Genomic DNA, 16854 nt, shown 5'->3' on the forward strand with positions numbered 1-16854 from the left:
ATCAATCAGGTGGTTCTGGCTCTGCTGGAACAACGCCCCGCTTCAACAATTGACGATCCAAGTTTGCAAGAAACGTCCAATCTTTTGTGTTTGGTGCCCAATCGCGCAAGGCCAAAGAATCAAGCAGCGCAACAGCCTGTTCCGCACTAAATATCAACGGAGCTGAATAGTGGGCCGGCACCAACCAGGCCAAGCCCTTTAACTTTGCAACGGCTTGTAGCCACTGTTCCATGGCCGAACGTGCCCTCGGCAAAACCAGGCGCTCAAGAACAGGTGCAATCTGAAGCCGTGGCGCATCGTCGCCCATCAATGAAGCTGCAGCGGTTTGCCAACCCGCTTTCCAACGAAAGGGATACAGGCCGAAATGGGCACGGCCCGAACGGCAACCGGGACGCAGCGCATCACCAATGACAGCACTGAAATCGGGAACATCGAGGAGCTCTGGCCGCAGATAAGACGCGAAGAGAACCAGGCGTGCCCAGCCGCGACGACGAGCTTCGGCTGAATCCTTGAGCGGCTCCACTCCCCGTTCACGGGCATGGAAGAGCAGCGGCGTGGGATCAAGATCAAACAAAGACGGGGGCTCGGCCGCAATGCCGACCAAGGCATCGGTGACAAGCAACGCTCCTGAGGGTTGATGCAGGCACGACACCTCCTGAAAGCGACCCACACCCAAATCGAGGGGCCCAAGCGAAAGCCACTGGCAAACCTCGGGGTGAGGGACCCCGTCCTCCAGCAACACTCTGGTGCGTGAGGCTGGAATTCCCAACCAGGACAACGGAAGAGGCAATGGAAAACTCCATTGCCCGGGGCACACCCAGATCTCCGCATCCGAAAAGGCACGGGCAAGCGGCGCCAACGGCAACTTGTGCTCCAAGCCGGAGGCGGTAGGGAGCACGATCGTGCGAACCGGGCCGTGTTGCTTTTCCAGATTGGCAATGGCTTGAAGGACCTCGCCTGTTGGTGGCAAGGGATTCACCAGCATCAGCCCTCCTGGCACTTTGGCCACCGTGAGCCGCACGGGCACCGCCACGTAATAGACCCCCTGCAGCTGCTCCAGACTCCAGAGCTGCCCGGGGATCAGCTCACTGAAGACGGTACGGCGGCGACCATACGGATAGAGCGGCAGCATCGGCCACCAGGGCCAGCGCTGGTGCTTGGCCGAGACGCCCTCAGTTGCACTCAGATCAACTGGCATCACTTAGATCAGCTGTTCCATGAACTCTTTTTGTGCATGTGGGCAAAACCTTGTGCAAGTGGTTTTAGGGACATTTCAGGGATAAATTTGGCGAACATGCCACGTTGTCCCTAAATGTCAGAGTCGACTGGGCAGCGCCGCAACAGCGCAAGGCTGAAGCGCCTTTCCCAGTATCTCCGGACGGTTCACTCTGATCGATACGGCCTCTCGTTGCGGCGTAAAACCAGGCCATCAGGGGAAGAGCTCATCTATCTCTCCTTCAACACACGAGCTGACGGATCGGGAGATCAGAAGTGGCTAAAGCTGTCTTCCTCCTACGACGATCCCGACGTTGCGATCTCAAGAGCCGTTGACCAAGCCCTGGCGAACTTCGACAAAGACCTCAGGCGCACCGCAGGGGGTCCTATTGGAAGCTCATTGGGCGTCTACCAGCGGCAAGCACTGAACCGCATCGAGGCCTCAGGGAATTCCGAGAAACATGCTGCACGAAGGGTGAAATGGCTGAAATCCTGCGTGCAGTGGCTGAGCGATCACAACGGTCGAGCCACTAGTCGTGAAGACCTACTGAAATGGATCCAACATTGGCCAGCAGAAGCAAGAAGCCGGCGCGATTCCATCTCTGCTGCATGCCTCTTGTTCGATATCGCGACTGATGGGAAAAGACTGAACCCGGGCCAAGAAAACGCCTACAAGGAGCCAGCGGCAGGGCAGGGAGAACCTGTTGAGCCATCTGAAATACAAAGGGTGATCCTGTCGCTCTGGGATCGAGCCAAGTCATCCGAGCTTGCCCACGCCGCGGCCTGGCTCACTTCTTGGGTTGCCCTTACAGGCGCAAGAGGATCCATGGTGATGTCCTCAGAGTTGATGTGGAAGGAGAAAGGCAATGTCGAAGTAGCCGTTGGGAGCTACGTGCGCTGCCAAGACAACAAACGGGGCAGAAACCGCCCCGCCAACCTCTGCCCCTCTTGGCGTGATCTTTTAGAGAACGTCGGACCTCAACGTCTACAACAGGCACCCGAGCGACTTCGACTCGCAGCAAGCCCCTGGGACGAGAAGCCCACTCAGGATCAGCAACGCAAGACAGAGCAAGAGCTTGGCGCCGTGCATGGCTGGATTTGGCGGGAACTCTCGGATGAAAAAGGCTTAAAGGAAGACCGCGATCTGATTGGCCTACGAACATTGCGCCATAACGCGGCCCGACGACTACTGGAGGTCAGGCAATTGGACTTACTTCAGATCGCAGGTCTGCTCTCAACTTCAGAAGAGATGCTTCGCAAAACCTACGCGGACCATCACAGATTCCGCTCACACGAAATCATCAAAGAAGTCTTCGGTTGAAGAACATCTAGAACAACTCCGATACAGTCACTTGACGCATTTACAGCATTTTGAAATCATGTAGATAATAAAAATCCTGATTTGATAATTCAGTGTAAAATAATACGGTGCCAAGATGCATAATTCACAATCGCCTTCGAGTCAAATGATTGAAGTCAATCTCAGACAATCAGAGACAGAAGAAAGTATTGCGGCAAACAAGCTTAGAGAATTGATCGAAGAAAACGAAAAAAATTTATCGACCGCATGCAAAATTTACGTGATATCAAATGTCCAATGCTATGGACAAAATCCTCAAGACATAGACCTAATGCTTTTCTACGACGATCCCGAGGGACATAAAGCGACAGAGGATGGAAGAAGGATTTGCTCATTCATAGCAACTATAGAGGTAAAAGGGCACTCGAGAGACAGCATTCAATTCGAAGGCGCAACATGCGAAGTTAAGTACAACGGCTCATGGCATAACGTCAGCGACCAATCAGAACGTCAGAAATATTCAGCAAAATCATATATCGAAAGTAGCATTAACAACAAAATTAAATCCCCTTTTATCAACAATATTATCTGGCTAACCAACCTGCCCAGCACAGACCTGCCAAAAACTGACCACAACATTCTAGGAAGTGACGCTAAGTGGCAAGACTTCATTGACAAAATAATACTTCTAAATCCCGACAGAGGCTATAAGAGCATAAAAGCATGCTGGAAAAACTCAGCAGGAGTGAAAGAGAGTTACGAGATTTTCAGCCGAAAAATTACTATGTCCAAAAAAGACCGAAGATCAATTGAAGCCTTAAGCAAAAATATTATCAATAAAGAGAAACAGAAATGGGCAAAAAATCTAGGGAGTCAACTTCTGATCATCCGAGGCAGAGGTGGGACCGGAAAAACCGTTCGACTCATTCAGATTGCAAATTATGCATATGACGAAACTGGACTTCGCGCGTTAATCCTTACATACAACAAATCACTCGTGGCAGACATCAATAGAACACTGGCGATTCAGGGAATAAGAAATTCTATTGGCAGCAAAGGAATGTCAGTAAAAACAATACACTCATTCATTCGGCAATGGATGGTAGGCCTTGGAGTAATAGAAAATAAAACAGACAATTTTCTGGAAAAATACGAAGGAATGAAGGAACAGACAATAGAACTCATCGAGAACGAAGTAATTCAAGAAAACGACGTTGAAAAGTGCAAAAGAAAGAACAGCAGAGAGCTAATGTGGGACCTTCTGTTCATTGACGAATCTCAAGACTGGCCAGAAACAGAGAGAGATCTTTTGTACAAGTTTTATTCACATCACAATATTGTCATAGCAGATGGAGTAGATCAGCTTGTTCGGAGCAACGATCCGATTAACTGGAGAGTTGGCATTACCAACAAAGAGTCGCAGGTGGTAAGGCTATACAAGTGTATGCGCACAAAACATCAGCTCTGCAGAGCAATCAATACAATCGCCAGTTTATTAAATATTGCAGACTGGGACCTTGAACCCATGCCCGAGGTAGATGGTGGCAAGCTGTATGTCGTAACAGGTGACGGATTAAGCGAAAATCTACACAGAAAGCTCCTAAAGACGTCTCAATCCAATGGGAATAAACCAATTGACCTGTTGTACTGCGTGCCACCAGCCTGGGTAGAAAAAACCAACGAAGGTAGAGCATCAAAACTATCTAATCAATACAGCGAGTGGGGTCAACAGACTTGGGATGGAACCCAAAAAGACACAAGAGAAAACTACCCAACAAGCGTCGATCAGTTTAGAATTGTGCAATATGACTCCTGCCGAGGCCTCGAAGGCTGGACTGTAGTCTGCTTTGCTCTAGATAAATTTTACGATTACAAAATTCAGAGCAGTGACATTGACTTAAGCGAAGATCTCTTGATAGACGAGCAGAAGGCAAAGATAGAGCATGCCAACCAATGGCTCATGATTCCACTTACCCGAGCAATTGATACTCTTATACTTCACATCGAAGACCCTTCGTCGGACGTATATAAAATCCTAGAAAAAGCGAAAGAAATGCATCCAGAAACCATCGAAATAATGCCTATCTAAGTAGAGCAGATGCAGGATCTTTGAAATCATTTCACCAGACCTACGACTGTAAAACAAAGAGGCTGTGTAAGCCACTAAGAGGCACTTGCATAACGAGCTTTCTGAACCTCTTATCCCTATGTCAGCACTAAAAAGTCAAAGACGGCCAAGAGTCATCAAAACGGCTTCTTGGTTCCAGAGAAATTCACCCCGTGGAGCAAGTGGATTGATCTTGCGACGATGAATACCATCGCGCAAAAGACCTTGCCGAAGCATGTTTCCAAGAGTATTTCGGTGAACTCCGAGATAAGAAGCCAATTCACGAGTGCGCATCCAGGTAATAGGCGCGTTTGACATCTGAGTTAAGTCACTACATCAACCTACCAGTGGTGAATTCAACCTATGGGAATGCCTCTGACCTAGGGAATTAGCAAGCGTTTCATGCTCTAGCGTCATCCTCAAGAAAAGCTGCGACCCCAAGAGCAGTCGCCTCGATGTTCATGGCCCCTTCGTAGGCCTTACAAGCTGCGGCAATCAATGAAGGTAGTTCTCGCCCTTGCAGAACAGTGCCTGCTTCGAGATGGTGCCTCAAGCTGCGCTCGACGAGAACAAGCAATTCCTCTGCACGTTTTCCAACGATTCGCGCGCGCTCTAGCTGCTCCTCTCGGAAGCCCTCGAGCTGGTGTTTGTAGCGCTCAAGATCCTCCACCGTTCGTGCTTCTGAGGTCTGTTGAAGCACCCCCGAGTCGTATTTGGCCAGGCGCTCGACCCAGTTCCACTGTTCTGCTCGTCGGCGGAGGGTCGATTCAGAACACCCCACAACTTCCGCTGTCCGACTGAACTGGCGACCAGGACCAAAGTCTCGGTGTAATAAGAGCTGCTCGAAGGCATCTGCAGGCTCGCCGGGAAGCTGGGGAAAGGAGGACATCGATAAACATGCTTTCCCTAAGGTTTCCAATGAGCTCCACTCAGCTTCATTGAGATTCATTTATGAGGTCTATGTCTTCCTGATAATTGGGATCTTGAGTTCAAGTGAATTCACTACCCGGGAAACACTCATAACGTAGCGGGCATCCTCTGTTTCCAAGTCTATTTACGCGAAAAGATGTTAACAGGATTGTGATGGAGTGCCTTATCAGGGAAAGCGTTTCTCTACCTACTTAACAGTCCGTGATAGCTCCAGGAGTCTCTGCGCTGGAGAACAAGTGAAACGATGGGTAGCTTGATGGGTCGCCTTTTTTCGAGATAAGGCTTAAAGCCTTCGGAAAACTGCCGGCGAGAGCAGTTAAGACGCTTTCGCCAAACAACTTCGGGCTTGATCTCCCGAACCGGATAGCCAACTGCGTCAGAGGGTTTCATTGCCCCTGGTGGAGCGCGGTTGGTGGGTCCGGACTTTCCACTTTCCACCAGTGCAATGAAGAAAACTTTTGAGGGCAACAAGCCCAGCGAAATTGAGCAACTTCGAAACGAGTTGGTCTTAAATCACTTAATCGATCCAGATGATTACGTCAGCGGAACGTTCACCCTTGGGGCCGACGAAGGCTGGCGTGATGCTCTCGACCGCAAAGCACGGGAAAAGATCAATGCAGCTAGGGAAAACCCTGATCTGAGAAACAACGAGGTCGCCTGTCGAGAGCGATCGATCAGCCGCCTGAAGGATCGCAAGTTCCGATCAACTCCACCCGAGAACTGGAACCTCTACAGCGTCCACATCACTACAAAAGGTGTGATCAAGCCTGGGCTGCAATTCGCAGGCCAACGCAAACACCCCAGCATTCGAACCGGTGAAAAGGGAGAGGTGCGATTCGACTGCACCGGTTGCGAGGTGAAGGTTTACCTCCCACCGCTGATATGGGAGCACGCAATGCGCTTACTGGATCATCACGGGTTCATTTGCCCCCGTGAGGATTACTCACCTGAGACGGCATGGAAGTTCATTTTCAGCAACCCGGCAGTCCCTATTTGGGTCGAGGAGTCAGCTCTAAAGGCGTTGTCTTCGACCTCTCATGGTCAGCTCGCTGTTGGCATTAATGGCATCAACTCAGGTGGACAGAAGACCCGCTCAGATCGCCTCCGCGTGCCTCTACGGATGCTCGCCAAGGGCGGCCGTCGGATGGTGGTCCGATTCGACAACGGCAGTCACTCAGAACGCGCGGCACAACGTCTGACAGGGCAACTGAATCGAGCCGGAGCTTATGCCAACTGGTTCACTTGGACAGATCCAGACATTGCTAAAACAGACGACTATTTCGCTGCGAAAGGAAAGGCGCTGGTCGCTGGGACGTTCGACCGCTCAGCTGATCAAACCGACAGCTTCAATCTGAACGAGGTCGAGAAGGGGCATTACTCACGGATCAAAGGCGACTGGAGGACAACCACCATCGATCGGGAATTCGAACCGATGGACATTATCCAAGCCCAAAAGCAAAGTCGAGTGATCGCCCTGGAGGGGCCCACAGGTACTGGCAAGACGAAAGCCTCAGTTGGTGCCATCGACCTAATGGAGGAGGCCTTCGGGCAGAAAATCATTGTGCTGGGTCTTTATCACCGGGCCTCGCTTGTTCATAAAGGTGCAGCAGAGTTCGGCGTCAGGGATCTCAGTTCACCTCTGGGTACTGTTGACCGTGAACAGGGAAAGCTCCGGGACGGTCTGTTCTGCTGCTGTGAATCGATAAAGAAAGACAGTGGCGAATGGGAGCTGTGTAGGTGGAGTAACGAGCTAAAGGAGACCCCCAGGCCAGCAGTCCTGTTCCTCGATGAAGTCACCCAGGCAGCACTGCATCTGCTTTTGGATGGCACGGATGCAATGCCCAAGATCAGACGAGAAGCCATCAAGACGCTCGAACGGTTGATCCGGAATCCTGAAGTCATCGTCATCGCTGCTGAGGCGGGTATCGGCGACATCGAACTGGAATGGCTGCAGGCCCTGTCTGGCGTCGAACCACAGGTCATCAACACGACCATTCGCCGGCGGGCCAACCTCTTCTATGGCGCCGCCACTGCCGACAACATCGACAAGCTCCAACAGCTGTGCGGAGAGACCATTGATCAAGGCCAGCAGATCTGGATCTCGATGGGAGAGAAGTCGGCTCTTGAATCGTTCAGCGCTCCTTTTTCTCGCAGCTTCTTGATCCACGGCGACAACTCCAAGAGCGAAGAAGTCGCTGCGTTGATGGCTAACACCAACTCTGTCGCGGCTCAGTACCCCTTAGTTGGCTACAGCCCTGCCGTTGTCTCGGGCATCTCCTATGAGGCCTCAACGGTTGGTATCGCAACATGTGTTCAGCAGTTCGCGATGGGCCCCCAAGACGCCATGCAGGCCGTCGCCAGGGCACGCAGCGCAGAGCGGCGGATCATTCTGTCGCCTGTATCAGCACCGATGGCAAAGATCGGAACTGGGCGGACATCTCCAGAAGAGGTCAACCGTGCCAGGTTCACTGCGATTGATCCGACGATGCAGAAGCTATACGGGCAACACCTGTCAGGGGTTGACCCGGCAACCGTGCGCTACTCAGTCGCCCTCGAAGCTCGCACGAATTACGAAGCACTCAACAACAAACACATCCTGCGTTGCCGTCTCATTGACCAGGGCTACAACCTCAGATCGTTTGATGAACTGATCAGCGACAACGCCGTTGTCATCCCTAAGGCGCAGCGGGACAAGCAGACCAAGCAGGCTCAGCTGGACCGTCGCACTGAGCTGCTCCATGAGGTCATGACTGGTCAGAAGACTATTGAGCAGGCCAGCTCAGAAGCGGACAGGGAAGCGAAGCACGGCACATGGGTGGACTTGGGAGCAGTAGACCCCAGACATGCCTATCACTGGCTGCAGCAGGTCAGGGTGCACGACCTGATTTCGGCTGGTTCTTTCACCACTGACAGTCCTGAATTCCTCGCCATGGCAGCGGAAGTGCAGAGCCTCAACAAGCACGAAGCCCGGGAACTGCGTGATGTCCTTGGCGGTCGCATCGTGATTCCAGGGCCAGACGATGACGTGAAGGCAACATTCGCCAAGGCGCTATTGAAGGTGGCAGGGTTCACCACCAAGGGGAAACGGGTAAAGCGAGCCGGAGAACTGGGCTACCGATACGAAGTAACCGACCTCTAGGGGTTCCAAATTTTGTAGTGGGGTCTTTAGGTCTATACAGCCCACTACAAAAACGGGAACCTTCACAGAAATGATCGATCTTATTGAAGCCATGACGGATTGATCGGAATACTCAGGCAGTTAAATAAAGATCAATGCCCGACAGCAAATCTAGTTTTTCAAAGAATTTCAAACAGGATGAATCAGGCCGCGAGTTATTGCCAATTTATTCGGCGATTGAAATCTATGATCAGGGCGACAGCCTCCAAGCCCTAAGAAGTGAACTGCAATCACAGCCGTTCTACATTGCTCCCAAATATTAGTATTGCCCCATGTAGGCATAATTCCGAATAATGGATGCCAAATCATTTCCCGGAATGAATTTACGCAAGTTATGAGTCTTTTCGCTGATTACATAATCAAACTCATAGAGAAGCTTGAGTATGTTGATCGACCTCCCGACAAAACCTCACACACACCACCCCGTCAGCAATGGCGGAGGTTGTACTCTCTGGCGAGACAGCACCGTTCACTGCGCATCACGGTGATTGGAAAGGCACAACCAACACACCGCCTTGCCTGTCTTTGACAACCAAACCAAGACTGGGAACAAGATTGGCGCTGACCGGTTCTGATGATTGACGACCATTTCGGTCTGTCAGGTAAACGCGCTGTTGTTCGATTCTGTAACTGTTTTTATTGCCGTTGATGTAAACATTCCAGTTCAGGGCGTTGATTGTGTGCTCCACTGTGCAGGAGATTGGGGTGCCGTTCCACAGGCAGTCCACTGTTTTTTGAGCGTTGGCTTTGTGGCGGGGTTCAAGACCTTGGGAAGCCTGCAGTGGTGGCGCTACTCAGGCAATTGCGGCAGTCGGAAAAGGTGGTACGTGGGTTCCTAAGGCAGTAAGCGAGGTCGTAAGCAGATCAGATGCCCATGCACTGGAGATGTGCGAAAAGATAACAAGAGCGGAGCGAGAAGTTCTGTCAGAGCTTGGTAAAGGACTAACAAATGACGAGATTGCTCAAAAACTGGTTGTCAGCGAGGAAACAGTGAAGTCGCATCTAAAAAGCGTGAGGCAAAAGTTGGGCTTCTCCGACAGGGTCAAGCTTGCTCTTGTTGCTATCCACGCTGGTCTTTGAACATTCTCAGATTTTCGATTGATTGAAATCAGTTATCGCATAGCAAAAACTTGCCCACAATCAAGACCAGTTGCACAAAATTCCAGGGACAACTCAGGGGCAAGCACTTCAAACAGATTGCTGCTATTAGGAGCTAAGTGGCGGCAGAGGCCACCAAGGCCAGCTTTGGTCCTGCGCCGAGACGCCCTCAGTTGCATGCAGATTGCTTGCCATCCCTCAAGTTAATGTTCCATAGACCCTGACTATGCATGGAGACAAAAGCCTATGCAAATTACCTGATGAGCAATTGAGGGGCCAATGAATAGCAAGCGCTTCACGATTGATTCGCTGATTAGGTTGATTTCAACCCAGCCCCTTTCGAGGGAATCGCAACAACAAACATTAATCGATTAAACAAACAACTTTCTTTCCTGTGACAGTTAATGGTTAACTTCCAATGCTTCAGACATGCTCCCTATACTGCGCCAAAACGATTGCAGTCTCCTCGCAACAGGGAATAATGTGTCATCAATAAGGCTTCAACATCAACATCCCATATCAACAGTTTCTGCCATCCTAAATGGTGAAATAAATTCAAACACTTACTCAAGATCAACTGTAAGCGTTGTGCATCTTCCAATACCTGCATCACAATCAAAGAAAAGAGCAATCAACAGGGATGAACGCCACGCAAACGAATTTCGCGTCCACCCTGCTGGTGGCAGATGCACACTGCCCGCAAATCCGCGAACTCCTCTCGGAGAGCCAAAGTCCAGTGCTCTGGATGGACGCGGATCAAGAGCCCCTCGCACTGATCAGTCGAGCTCTGTCAACACGACGGCAACAAGGCAAACCAGTGCAAACCCTGCATTGGGTTGGTCATGGCCAATCTGGTGTGCTGCTGCTCGGTGGATCCGAAATCAACAGGCAAAGCCTGATCGCGCAGCATGAGCAGCTCAAGACCTGGCAAGTCGACACCATCGCACTCTGGAGTTGCTCCACCGCAGCGGATCCCAGCTTCATCAGTGTTTTAGAAGAGCTGAGCGGTGCAAGGGTCTGGGCCAGCGATCAAGCCCTCGGTCGCCTCGATCGCAACACAAGCCACTGGCAACTCTCCAGTCGCCATAGCGACATCCACCAGCAACTAGCAACCAGCAATCAGCAACCAGCATTGCCGATCCCTCAGGACAAACAACGCGCATGGTCCCATCAACTGGGAAACTTCACGACCTACACAGATATCCCTCCAACCTATCCAGGCAGAACAGCGGGGGAGTTCACAAATAATTACGCCTTCGCGGCACTGAAGGAGGACGGCTCCGTCATCACTTGGGGTAACGAATCCTACGGTGGTGATTCATCGGATGTTTCAGCAGATCTCTCCTCTGACGTCAGCCAAATCTTCTCCACTAATACTGCCTTCGCAGCACTCAAAAAAGACGGCTCCGTCATCACTTGGGGCTTCGATTCCTACGGTGGTAATTCATCTGATGTTTCAGCAGATCTCTCCTCTGACGTCAGCCAAATCTTCTCCACTAATACTGCCTTCGCAGCACTCAAAAAAGACGGCTCCGTCATCACTTGGGGTAACGATTCCTACGGTGGTGATTCATCTGACGTTTCAGCAGATCTCTCCTCTGACGTCAGCCAAATCTTCTCCACTGGGTCCGCCTTCGCAGCACTCAAAAAAGACGGCTCTGTCATCACCTGGGGTTACACCAACCACGGCGGTGATTCATCTGACGTTTCAGCAGATCTCTCCTCTGACGTCAGCCAAATCTTCTCCAATAATGGTGCCTTCGCAGCACTCAAAAAAGACGGCTCCGTCATCACTTGGGGTTATGACACCCTCGGCGGTAATTCATCTGATGTTTCAGCAGATCTCTCCTCTGGCGTCAGCCAAATCTTCGCCACTGAAGGTGCCTTTGCCGCTCTCAAAGACGACGGCTCCGTCATCTCTTGGGGCAACGATTCCTTCGGTGGTAATTCATCCTCAGTAGAAGAAGAGCTCAGTTCAGGCGTCAGCCAAATCTTCGGCAATAATGGTGCCTTCGCAGCACTCAAAAAAGACGGCTCCGTCATCACTTGGGACTTCTGGATCGCCCTCTCTTGGGGTTATGACACCTACGGTGGTGATTCATCTGATGTTTCAGCAGATCTCTCCTCTGGCGTCAGCCAAATCTTCTCCACTCTTTCTGCCTTCGCGGCTCTGAAGGACGACGGCTCCGTCATCACTTGGGGCAACGATTCCTACGGCGGTGATTCATCTGACGTTTCAGCAGATCTCTCCTCTGACGTCAGCCAAATCTTCGCCACTAGTCGTGCCTTCGCGGCACTGAAGGACGACGGCTCCGTTATCACTTGGGGTGACTCCGACTACGGCGGTGATTCATCCTCAGTAGAAGAAGAACTCACCTCTGGCGTCAGCCAAATCTTCTCCAATAATTACTCTTTCGCGGCTCTGAAAGACGACGGCTCCGTTATCACCTGGGGCTACGAATCCAACGGTGGTGATTCATCTGATGTTGCAGAAGAGCTCAGCTCCGGTGTGGTTGGCATTGCCAACCCTTTCACCAATGACATTTATCAAAGCAGCGCTGTCTATCTTACAGACACCATTGACAATTTAATCGCCCATATCAACGATAATCCAGATCTATCTTCCGAAACAATATTAACTATTGCCAGCTCTGATGCTGATGCAGCTGACTTAGCAGAACTGATTGATTCAGGCACCGATGCGACTCTTGACCTTACCAATGTTTCAACCATTTCCGGTGAAGTCTCTGATCTAAAGCTCATCGCAAGCTCAGACGATACCGACATCAATACATTCGTCACCATCAGCGTCACAGGCGACCTCTCAACAACGGACTATGTCGGGCTCGTTAACGCTTTTTCCATCGCAGAGACAACACGGTCGCTTGATCTTTCAACGCTTAGCTCCATTGAAGGTGATCTTGCTTCTCTTCTCATCATCGAGGCATATCATTCTGAAATAGATGAATCCGCAGAGCTCACATTAACCATCACCGGCAGCGAACTTGATGCCGCTGATTTATTCAGCATGGCCGATGTCGCCACGGCCAGCTTCGCTGATTCTTTTGCCGTCAACATTACAGGCACGCTCGAGCAACTCCAGAGTGTCATTGAGACTTACGACACCTCCTTCAGCAGCGACACCACCCTCACCATTTCCGACATCGACGACCTCAGCAACGACGATGTCGCCGCACTACAAGACTCCACCACCGCTTTAGTCAGCGATACCATCCCGCCCTCCCTGGAAGCGGCCTACACCGACAGCACAGGCACCATCATCACCCTGCTCTTCGATGAATCCCTCAGCCGCGTTGCGATTCCAACCGTCGAGCAATTTCAAATCGAGAGCAGTAGCAATAGCGATGCCGTCATCGACTCCGTCTCCGTCGATAACAACTACGTCACCCTCAGCCTCTCCTCTGACACACCCCTCTCTGCTGGCGACACCCTTTCACTCTCCTACTCGCCATCAGATGACGACAGCAAATCCATCCTCGACGATGCCGGCAATGCTGCTCCAAATCTGAGCAATCAATCGGTTGTCAACTACACGATCGATTCCACACCGCCAACCTTCAGCTCTGCCGCCACCAATGACGACGGCTCCGAGCTCACCCTGCTCTATTCCGAACAGCTCGATCCCTCCGACATCCCAGACGACCTAACGGTCTTCTCGATTAGCACCGATCGCTCCGATCTCAGCATCAGCCCCTCAGCCATTGCCATCGATGCCAATGCCGTTGTCCTCTCGATTTCTGATGACAGCTTCATCCAGCATGGCGACAGCGTCAGCCTCTCCTACAGCGGCAGCACTCTCCAAGACCCCGCCAGAAACGCTGCTGAGACCCTGATTGACGAGCCGGTTGACAACAACGTTCTCGATACCACCGCTCCATCCCTCGCCTCCGCTTCCACCAGCAACGACGGCAACGCCATCAGCCTCTCCTACAGCGAAACTCTCAGCGACTCCTCCACTCCAGCACTCTCCGACTTCAGCATCAGCGTCGATGGCACTGCTGCGGCACCGACACTGATCGCCATCTCCGGCAACAGCGTCGTCCTCACACCAGCCACTGCCATTGCCAATGGCAGCAATGTCAGCCTCTCCTACACCGGCACCGCCCTCCAGGATCTCGCCAGCACCCCCAATGCCGCTGCCGCCCTGAGCGACATCAGCGTCGTCAACCAAGTTCTCGATACCACCGCTCCAGCCTTCCTCAGCGCTGAATCCAACACTGCCGGCACCCTGATCAACCTCAACTACGACGAATCCTTCCTTTCAACCTCCCTACCCCTCAGCTCAGACTTCACGATCACCGCCGCTGATCAATCCTTCACTCCAGCCTCGGTGTCGGTGGACGGCAGCACCGTCAGCCTTGATCTAACCACCGATCCCATCAACAACGGCGACAGCGTCACCGTCAGCTACAGCGGCACCGCCCTTCGCGATGACGCCGGCAATGCCTCTGCTGGTCTCAGCGCTCAAGCGATCACCAACAACGTTCTCGATACCACCGCTCCATCCCTCGTCTCCGCTTCCACCAGCGAGGACGGCAACGCCATCAGCCTCCTCTACAACGAACTCCTCAAAGACAGAGTCAGCCCTAGCCACTTCCTGATCGGCATCGCTGGGCTGACCAGCGACTCACCCTCTGCCGCCAGTATCTCCGGCAGCACCGTCACCCTCACACCAGCGGAAACGATCAGCGCTGGCGATGCCGTCTCCATCTCCTACAACCCACCCGAGGGCAGCAGGGCCGTGATTAGCGGCATTCAAGATGCCGCCGGCAATCGCGCTGAAACACTCTCCTCCTTCATCGCTGAAAATAACGTCATCCCCGCAGACACTGATGCTCCAGAGTTGATCAATGCCGCCACCAATGACGACGGCTCCGCCATCACTCTCACCTTTGACATGGCCTTAGGTGATAACGATTTAAATGCCAATAAATTCACCGTTACCGCTGCTGATAACGACATCTCAATTACAGATGCAACGGTCTCAACCAATGCCGTTGAACTCACCCTCGATCAAGCCATTTCCTTTAATCAACCCGTCACCGTCTCATACGAGGAACCCAACAAAGACAAAACCGCCGTTCAAAGCAGCGATGGCAGCAATGTTGAATCATTTGACACACAAACCGTCATCAATAATGTCATCAACTCCACCATCAAAAAAGTTCTCATTAACCACAAAAAGGCCAAAAATGGTCAAGCCGTGTATGAAATTGCCGATGGCACCATCATCACCTCCAAGAAAAAACTCAAACCCGGCCAATCAACAAGAAAATTCAACGAACTCGAAAATCAAGATGGTGCTCTCATCGCCGCTGATGATGTCACCGGGGCGATCACAACGAAAAAAGGCTTCCGTGTGATCGCTGAGCAAGACGATGGTTTTACTCAAAGCAACTATCAATTCAAAGGCAAAAAAGGTCCTGCCATCCCCAAAGGGCAACCCAAAGCTCTCTCTGAGTCCAAACTCCAAAAATTCGAGAAAAAATATCAACTCGATTTCGACAGTGATGACCTCGTTGATGGCAACGACCCGATCACCGGCCAACCACCCAAAGACGGCGACAAGCCCTCAGGAGACAAAGGCGGTACAGGAGATAAGGGAGACAAAGGAAATCAAGGCGATAAGGGCGGCAAACCCGACAAGGACGACGACAAGCCCTCAGGCGGTAAAGGAGATAAGGGAGGTAAGGGAGACAAAGGAAATCAAGGCGATAAGGGCGGTAAGGGTGAGAAAGATGACGACAAGCCCTCAGGCGGTAAAGGAGATCAAGGTGGCAAACCCGACAAGGACGACGACAAGCCCAATCAACCCACCGCTCCTGATACCCCTACGCACGACAACAAGCCATCACCGATCACGGGTGGTCCACAACAGCCTGCTGGCCCACAACAGCCTGGTGCAACCAAACCAGCTCCGGCACAGCCCGGCGCAACACTCCCCGCCACACCCAAACCAACTCCTGCACAGCCTGGTCCTGGGCAACCCATTGCTCCAAAACCCGGAAGTCCACAACAGCCTGGTGCACCCAAACCAGCTCCGGGACAACCAGGCGCAACACTCCCCACAACACCCAAACCAACTCCTGCAAAGCCTGGACCTGGGCAACCCGTTGCTCCAAAACCAACGCAACCATCAGGGCCTAAGCCAGCACCAAGTGATGACAACAACGGTGGTGGAGAAGGTGGCGGCGGAGAAGGTGGCGGCGGCGGCGGTGGTGGAGAAGGTGGCGGCGGTGGCGGTGGCGGCGGTGGCGGCGGTGGTGGTGGCGGCGGTGGAGAAGGCGGTGGAGGAGGCGGTGGCGGTGGTGGTGGAGAAGGCGGTGGAGGAGGCGGTGGCGGCGGTGGCGGCGGCCGCGGTCCTCGTGGTCGGCGCATCGAGCCCGAACCTCAACACATCGAACGCCGCTGGCTCTTTGGTCAGCAACACTCCGCCCTTGATCCCTTCAACGACAACACGAACAATCCCTTCCTTCTCGCCAACGATCTCTTCTCAACTCACTCCGATTTGATTTAACACGCATTCAGATCGCTCAATCAATCGCTCGCCGGTGCCAACAACCCACGGTCACCGCTGAGCGATGGGTGTTTGCCTCACAATCCCAACCAATCAACAACAGCACTAAATCACACCTACTTGCACACAACGAAGCCCAGTTGCACAAAAAAGCTGGGACTACTTAAGGACAAGCCTCTTAAACCCTCGGCAAAAACATGCTCTTCATTGGCAGCAGCGGCCACCAGGGCCAGCGCTAATCTTCCGCCGAGACGCCCTCAGTTGCACGCAGATTGCTTGCCATCCCTCAAGTTAATGTTCCATAGACCCTGACTGTGCATGGAGACAAAAGCCTATGCAAATTACCTGATGAGCAATTGAGGGGCCAATGAATAGCAAGCGCTTCACGATTGATTCGCTGATTAGGTTGATTTCAACCCAGCCCCTTTCGAGGAAATCGCAACAACAAACATTAATCAATTAATCGATTAAACAAATAACTTTCTTTC

The 16854-nt window shown here is 52.2% G+C and carries 9 protein-coding genes; 5 read left to right on the top strand and 4 right to left on the bottom strand.

Going from position 1 to position 16854, the window contains the following annotated elements; all coding sequences use genetic code 11:
- Position 1: 1 nt before the first annotated feature.
- Positions 2-1198: a DUF4336 domain-containing protein gene (locus SIB64_RS11445; protein WP_413440328.1), complete on the bottom strand. Its 1197-nt coding sequence runs from the start codon at positions 1196-1198 to the stop codon at positions 2-4.
- A 114-nt stretch (positions 1199-1312) separates the two neighbouring features.
- Here SIB64_RS11445 and SIB64_RS11450 point away from each other — a divergent pair, with 114 nt between their 5' ends.
- Both SIB64_RS11450 and SIB64_RS11455 read left to right on the top strand, forming a co-directional pair.
- On the top strand, positions 1313-2536 hold the full coding sequence (locus SIB64_RS11450; RefSeq protein WP_413440329.1) for a hypothetical protein: 1224 nt from the start codon (positions 1313-1315) through the stop codon (positions 2534-2536).
- Positions 2537-2681: 145 nt separating this feature from the next.
- Positions 2682-4604 (top strand): AAA family ATPase, encoded by a 1923-nt coding sequence (locus tag SIB64_RS11455; RefSeq protein WP_413440330.1) that lies wholly within the window; start codon positions 2682-2684, stop codon positions 4602-4604.
- 135 nt (positions 4605-4739) lie between these two features.
- On the opposite strand, the gene SIB64_RS11460 is transcribed toward SIB64_RS11455, so the two are convergent.
- The gene (locus SIB64_RS11460) at positions 4740-4940 is read right to left on the bottom strand and encodes a DNA-binding protein (protein ID WP_413440331.1); all 201 of its coding nucleotides are present in this window, start codon (positions 4938-4940) and stop codon (positions 4740-4742) included.
- A gap of 82 nt (positions 4941-5022) precedes the next feature.
- Positions 5023-5511, bottom strand: a complete 489-nt coding sequence (locus SIB64_RS11465) for a hypothetical protein (protein WP_413440332.1) — start codon at positions 5509-5511, stop codon at positions 5023-5025.
- A 486-nt stretch (positions 5512-5997) separates the two neighbouring features.
- Between SIB64_RS11465 and SIB64_RS11470 the strand changes: the two genes are divergently transcribed.
- On the top strand, positions 5998-8691 hold the full coding sequence (locus SIB64_RS11470; RefSeq protein WP_413440333.1) for a DUF3854 domain-containing protein: 2694 nt from the start codon (positions 5998-6000) through the stop codon (positions 8689-8691).
- A gap of 518 nt (positions 8692-9209) precedes the next feature.
- Here the strand turns inward: SIB64_RS11470 and SIB64_RS11475 are convergent.
- Positions 9210-9458 (bottom strand): hypothetical protein, encoded by a 249-nt coding sequence (locus SIB64_RS11475; protein WP_413440334.1) that lies wholly within the window; start codon positions 9456-9458, stop codon positions 9210-9212.
- 13 nt (positions 9459-9471) lie between these two features.
- Here SIB64_RS11475 and SIB64_RS11480 point away from each other — a divergent pair, with 13 nt between their 5' ends.
- Both SIB64_RS11480 and SIB64_RS11485 read left to right on the top strand, forming a co-directional pair.
- On the top strand, positions 9472-9810 hold the full coding sequence (locus tag SIB64_RS11480) for a response regulator transcription factor (RefSeq protein WP_413440335.1): 339 nt from the start codon (positions 9472-9474) through the stop codon (positions 9808-9810).
- Between the two features lie 658 nt (positions 9811-10468).
- Positions 10469-16366, top strand: coding sequence for a SwmB domain-containing protein (locus tag SIB64_RS11485; RefSeq protein ID WP_413440336.1), 5898 nt, complete (start codon positions 10469-10471; stop codon positions 16364-16366).
- The last annotated feature ends 488 nt before the right edge of the window (positions 16367-16854 follow it).

Source organism: Synechococcus sp. MIT S1220, assembly GCF_047303025.1.
In the GTDB taxonomy this organism is placed as follows: Bacteria; Cyanobacteriota; Cyanobacteriia; order PCC-6307; family Cyanobiaceae; genus Parasynechococcus.

Bases quoted from the DNA above. Each gene is read 5' to 3' on its own strand.
- SIB64_RS11445 (WP_413440328.1), bottom strand. From the start codon at position 1,198: ATGCCAGTTGATCTGAGTGCAACTGAGGGCGTCTCGGCCAAGCACCAG.
- SIB64_RS11450 (WP_413440329.1), top strand. From the start codon at position 1,313: ATGTCAGAGTCGACTGGGCAGCGCCGCAACAGCGCAAGGCTGAAGCGC.
- SIB64_RS11455 (WP_413440330.1), top strand. From the start codon at position 2,682: ATGATTGAAGTCAATCTCAGACAATCAGAGACAGAAGAAAGTATTGCG.
- SIB64_RS11460 (WP_413440331.1), bottom strand. From the start codon at position 4,940: ATGTCAAACGCGCCTATTACCTGGATGCGCACTCGTGAATTGGCTTCT.
- SIB64_RS11465 (WP_413440332.1), bottom strand. From the start codon at position 5,511: ATGTCCTCCTTTCCCCAGCTTCCCGGCGAGCCTGCAGATGCCTTCGAG.
- SIB64_RS11470 (WP_413440333.1), top strand. From the start codon at position 5,998: ATGAAGAAAACTTTTGAGGGCAACAAGCCCAGCGAAATTGAGCAACTT.
- SIB64_RS11485 (WP_413440336.1), top strand. From the start codon at position 10,469: ATGAACGCCACGCAAACGAATTTCGCGTCCACCCTGCTGGTGGCAGAT.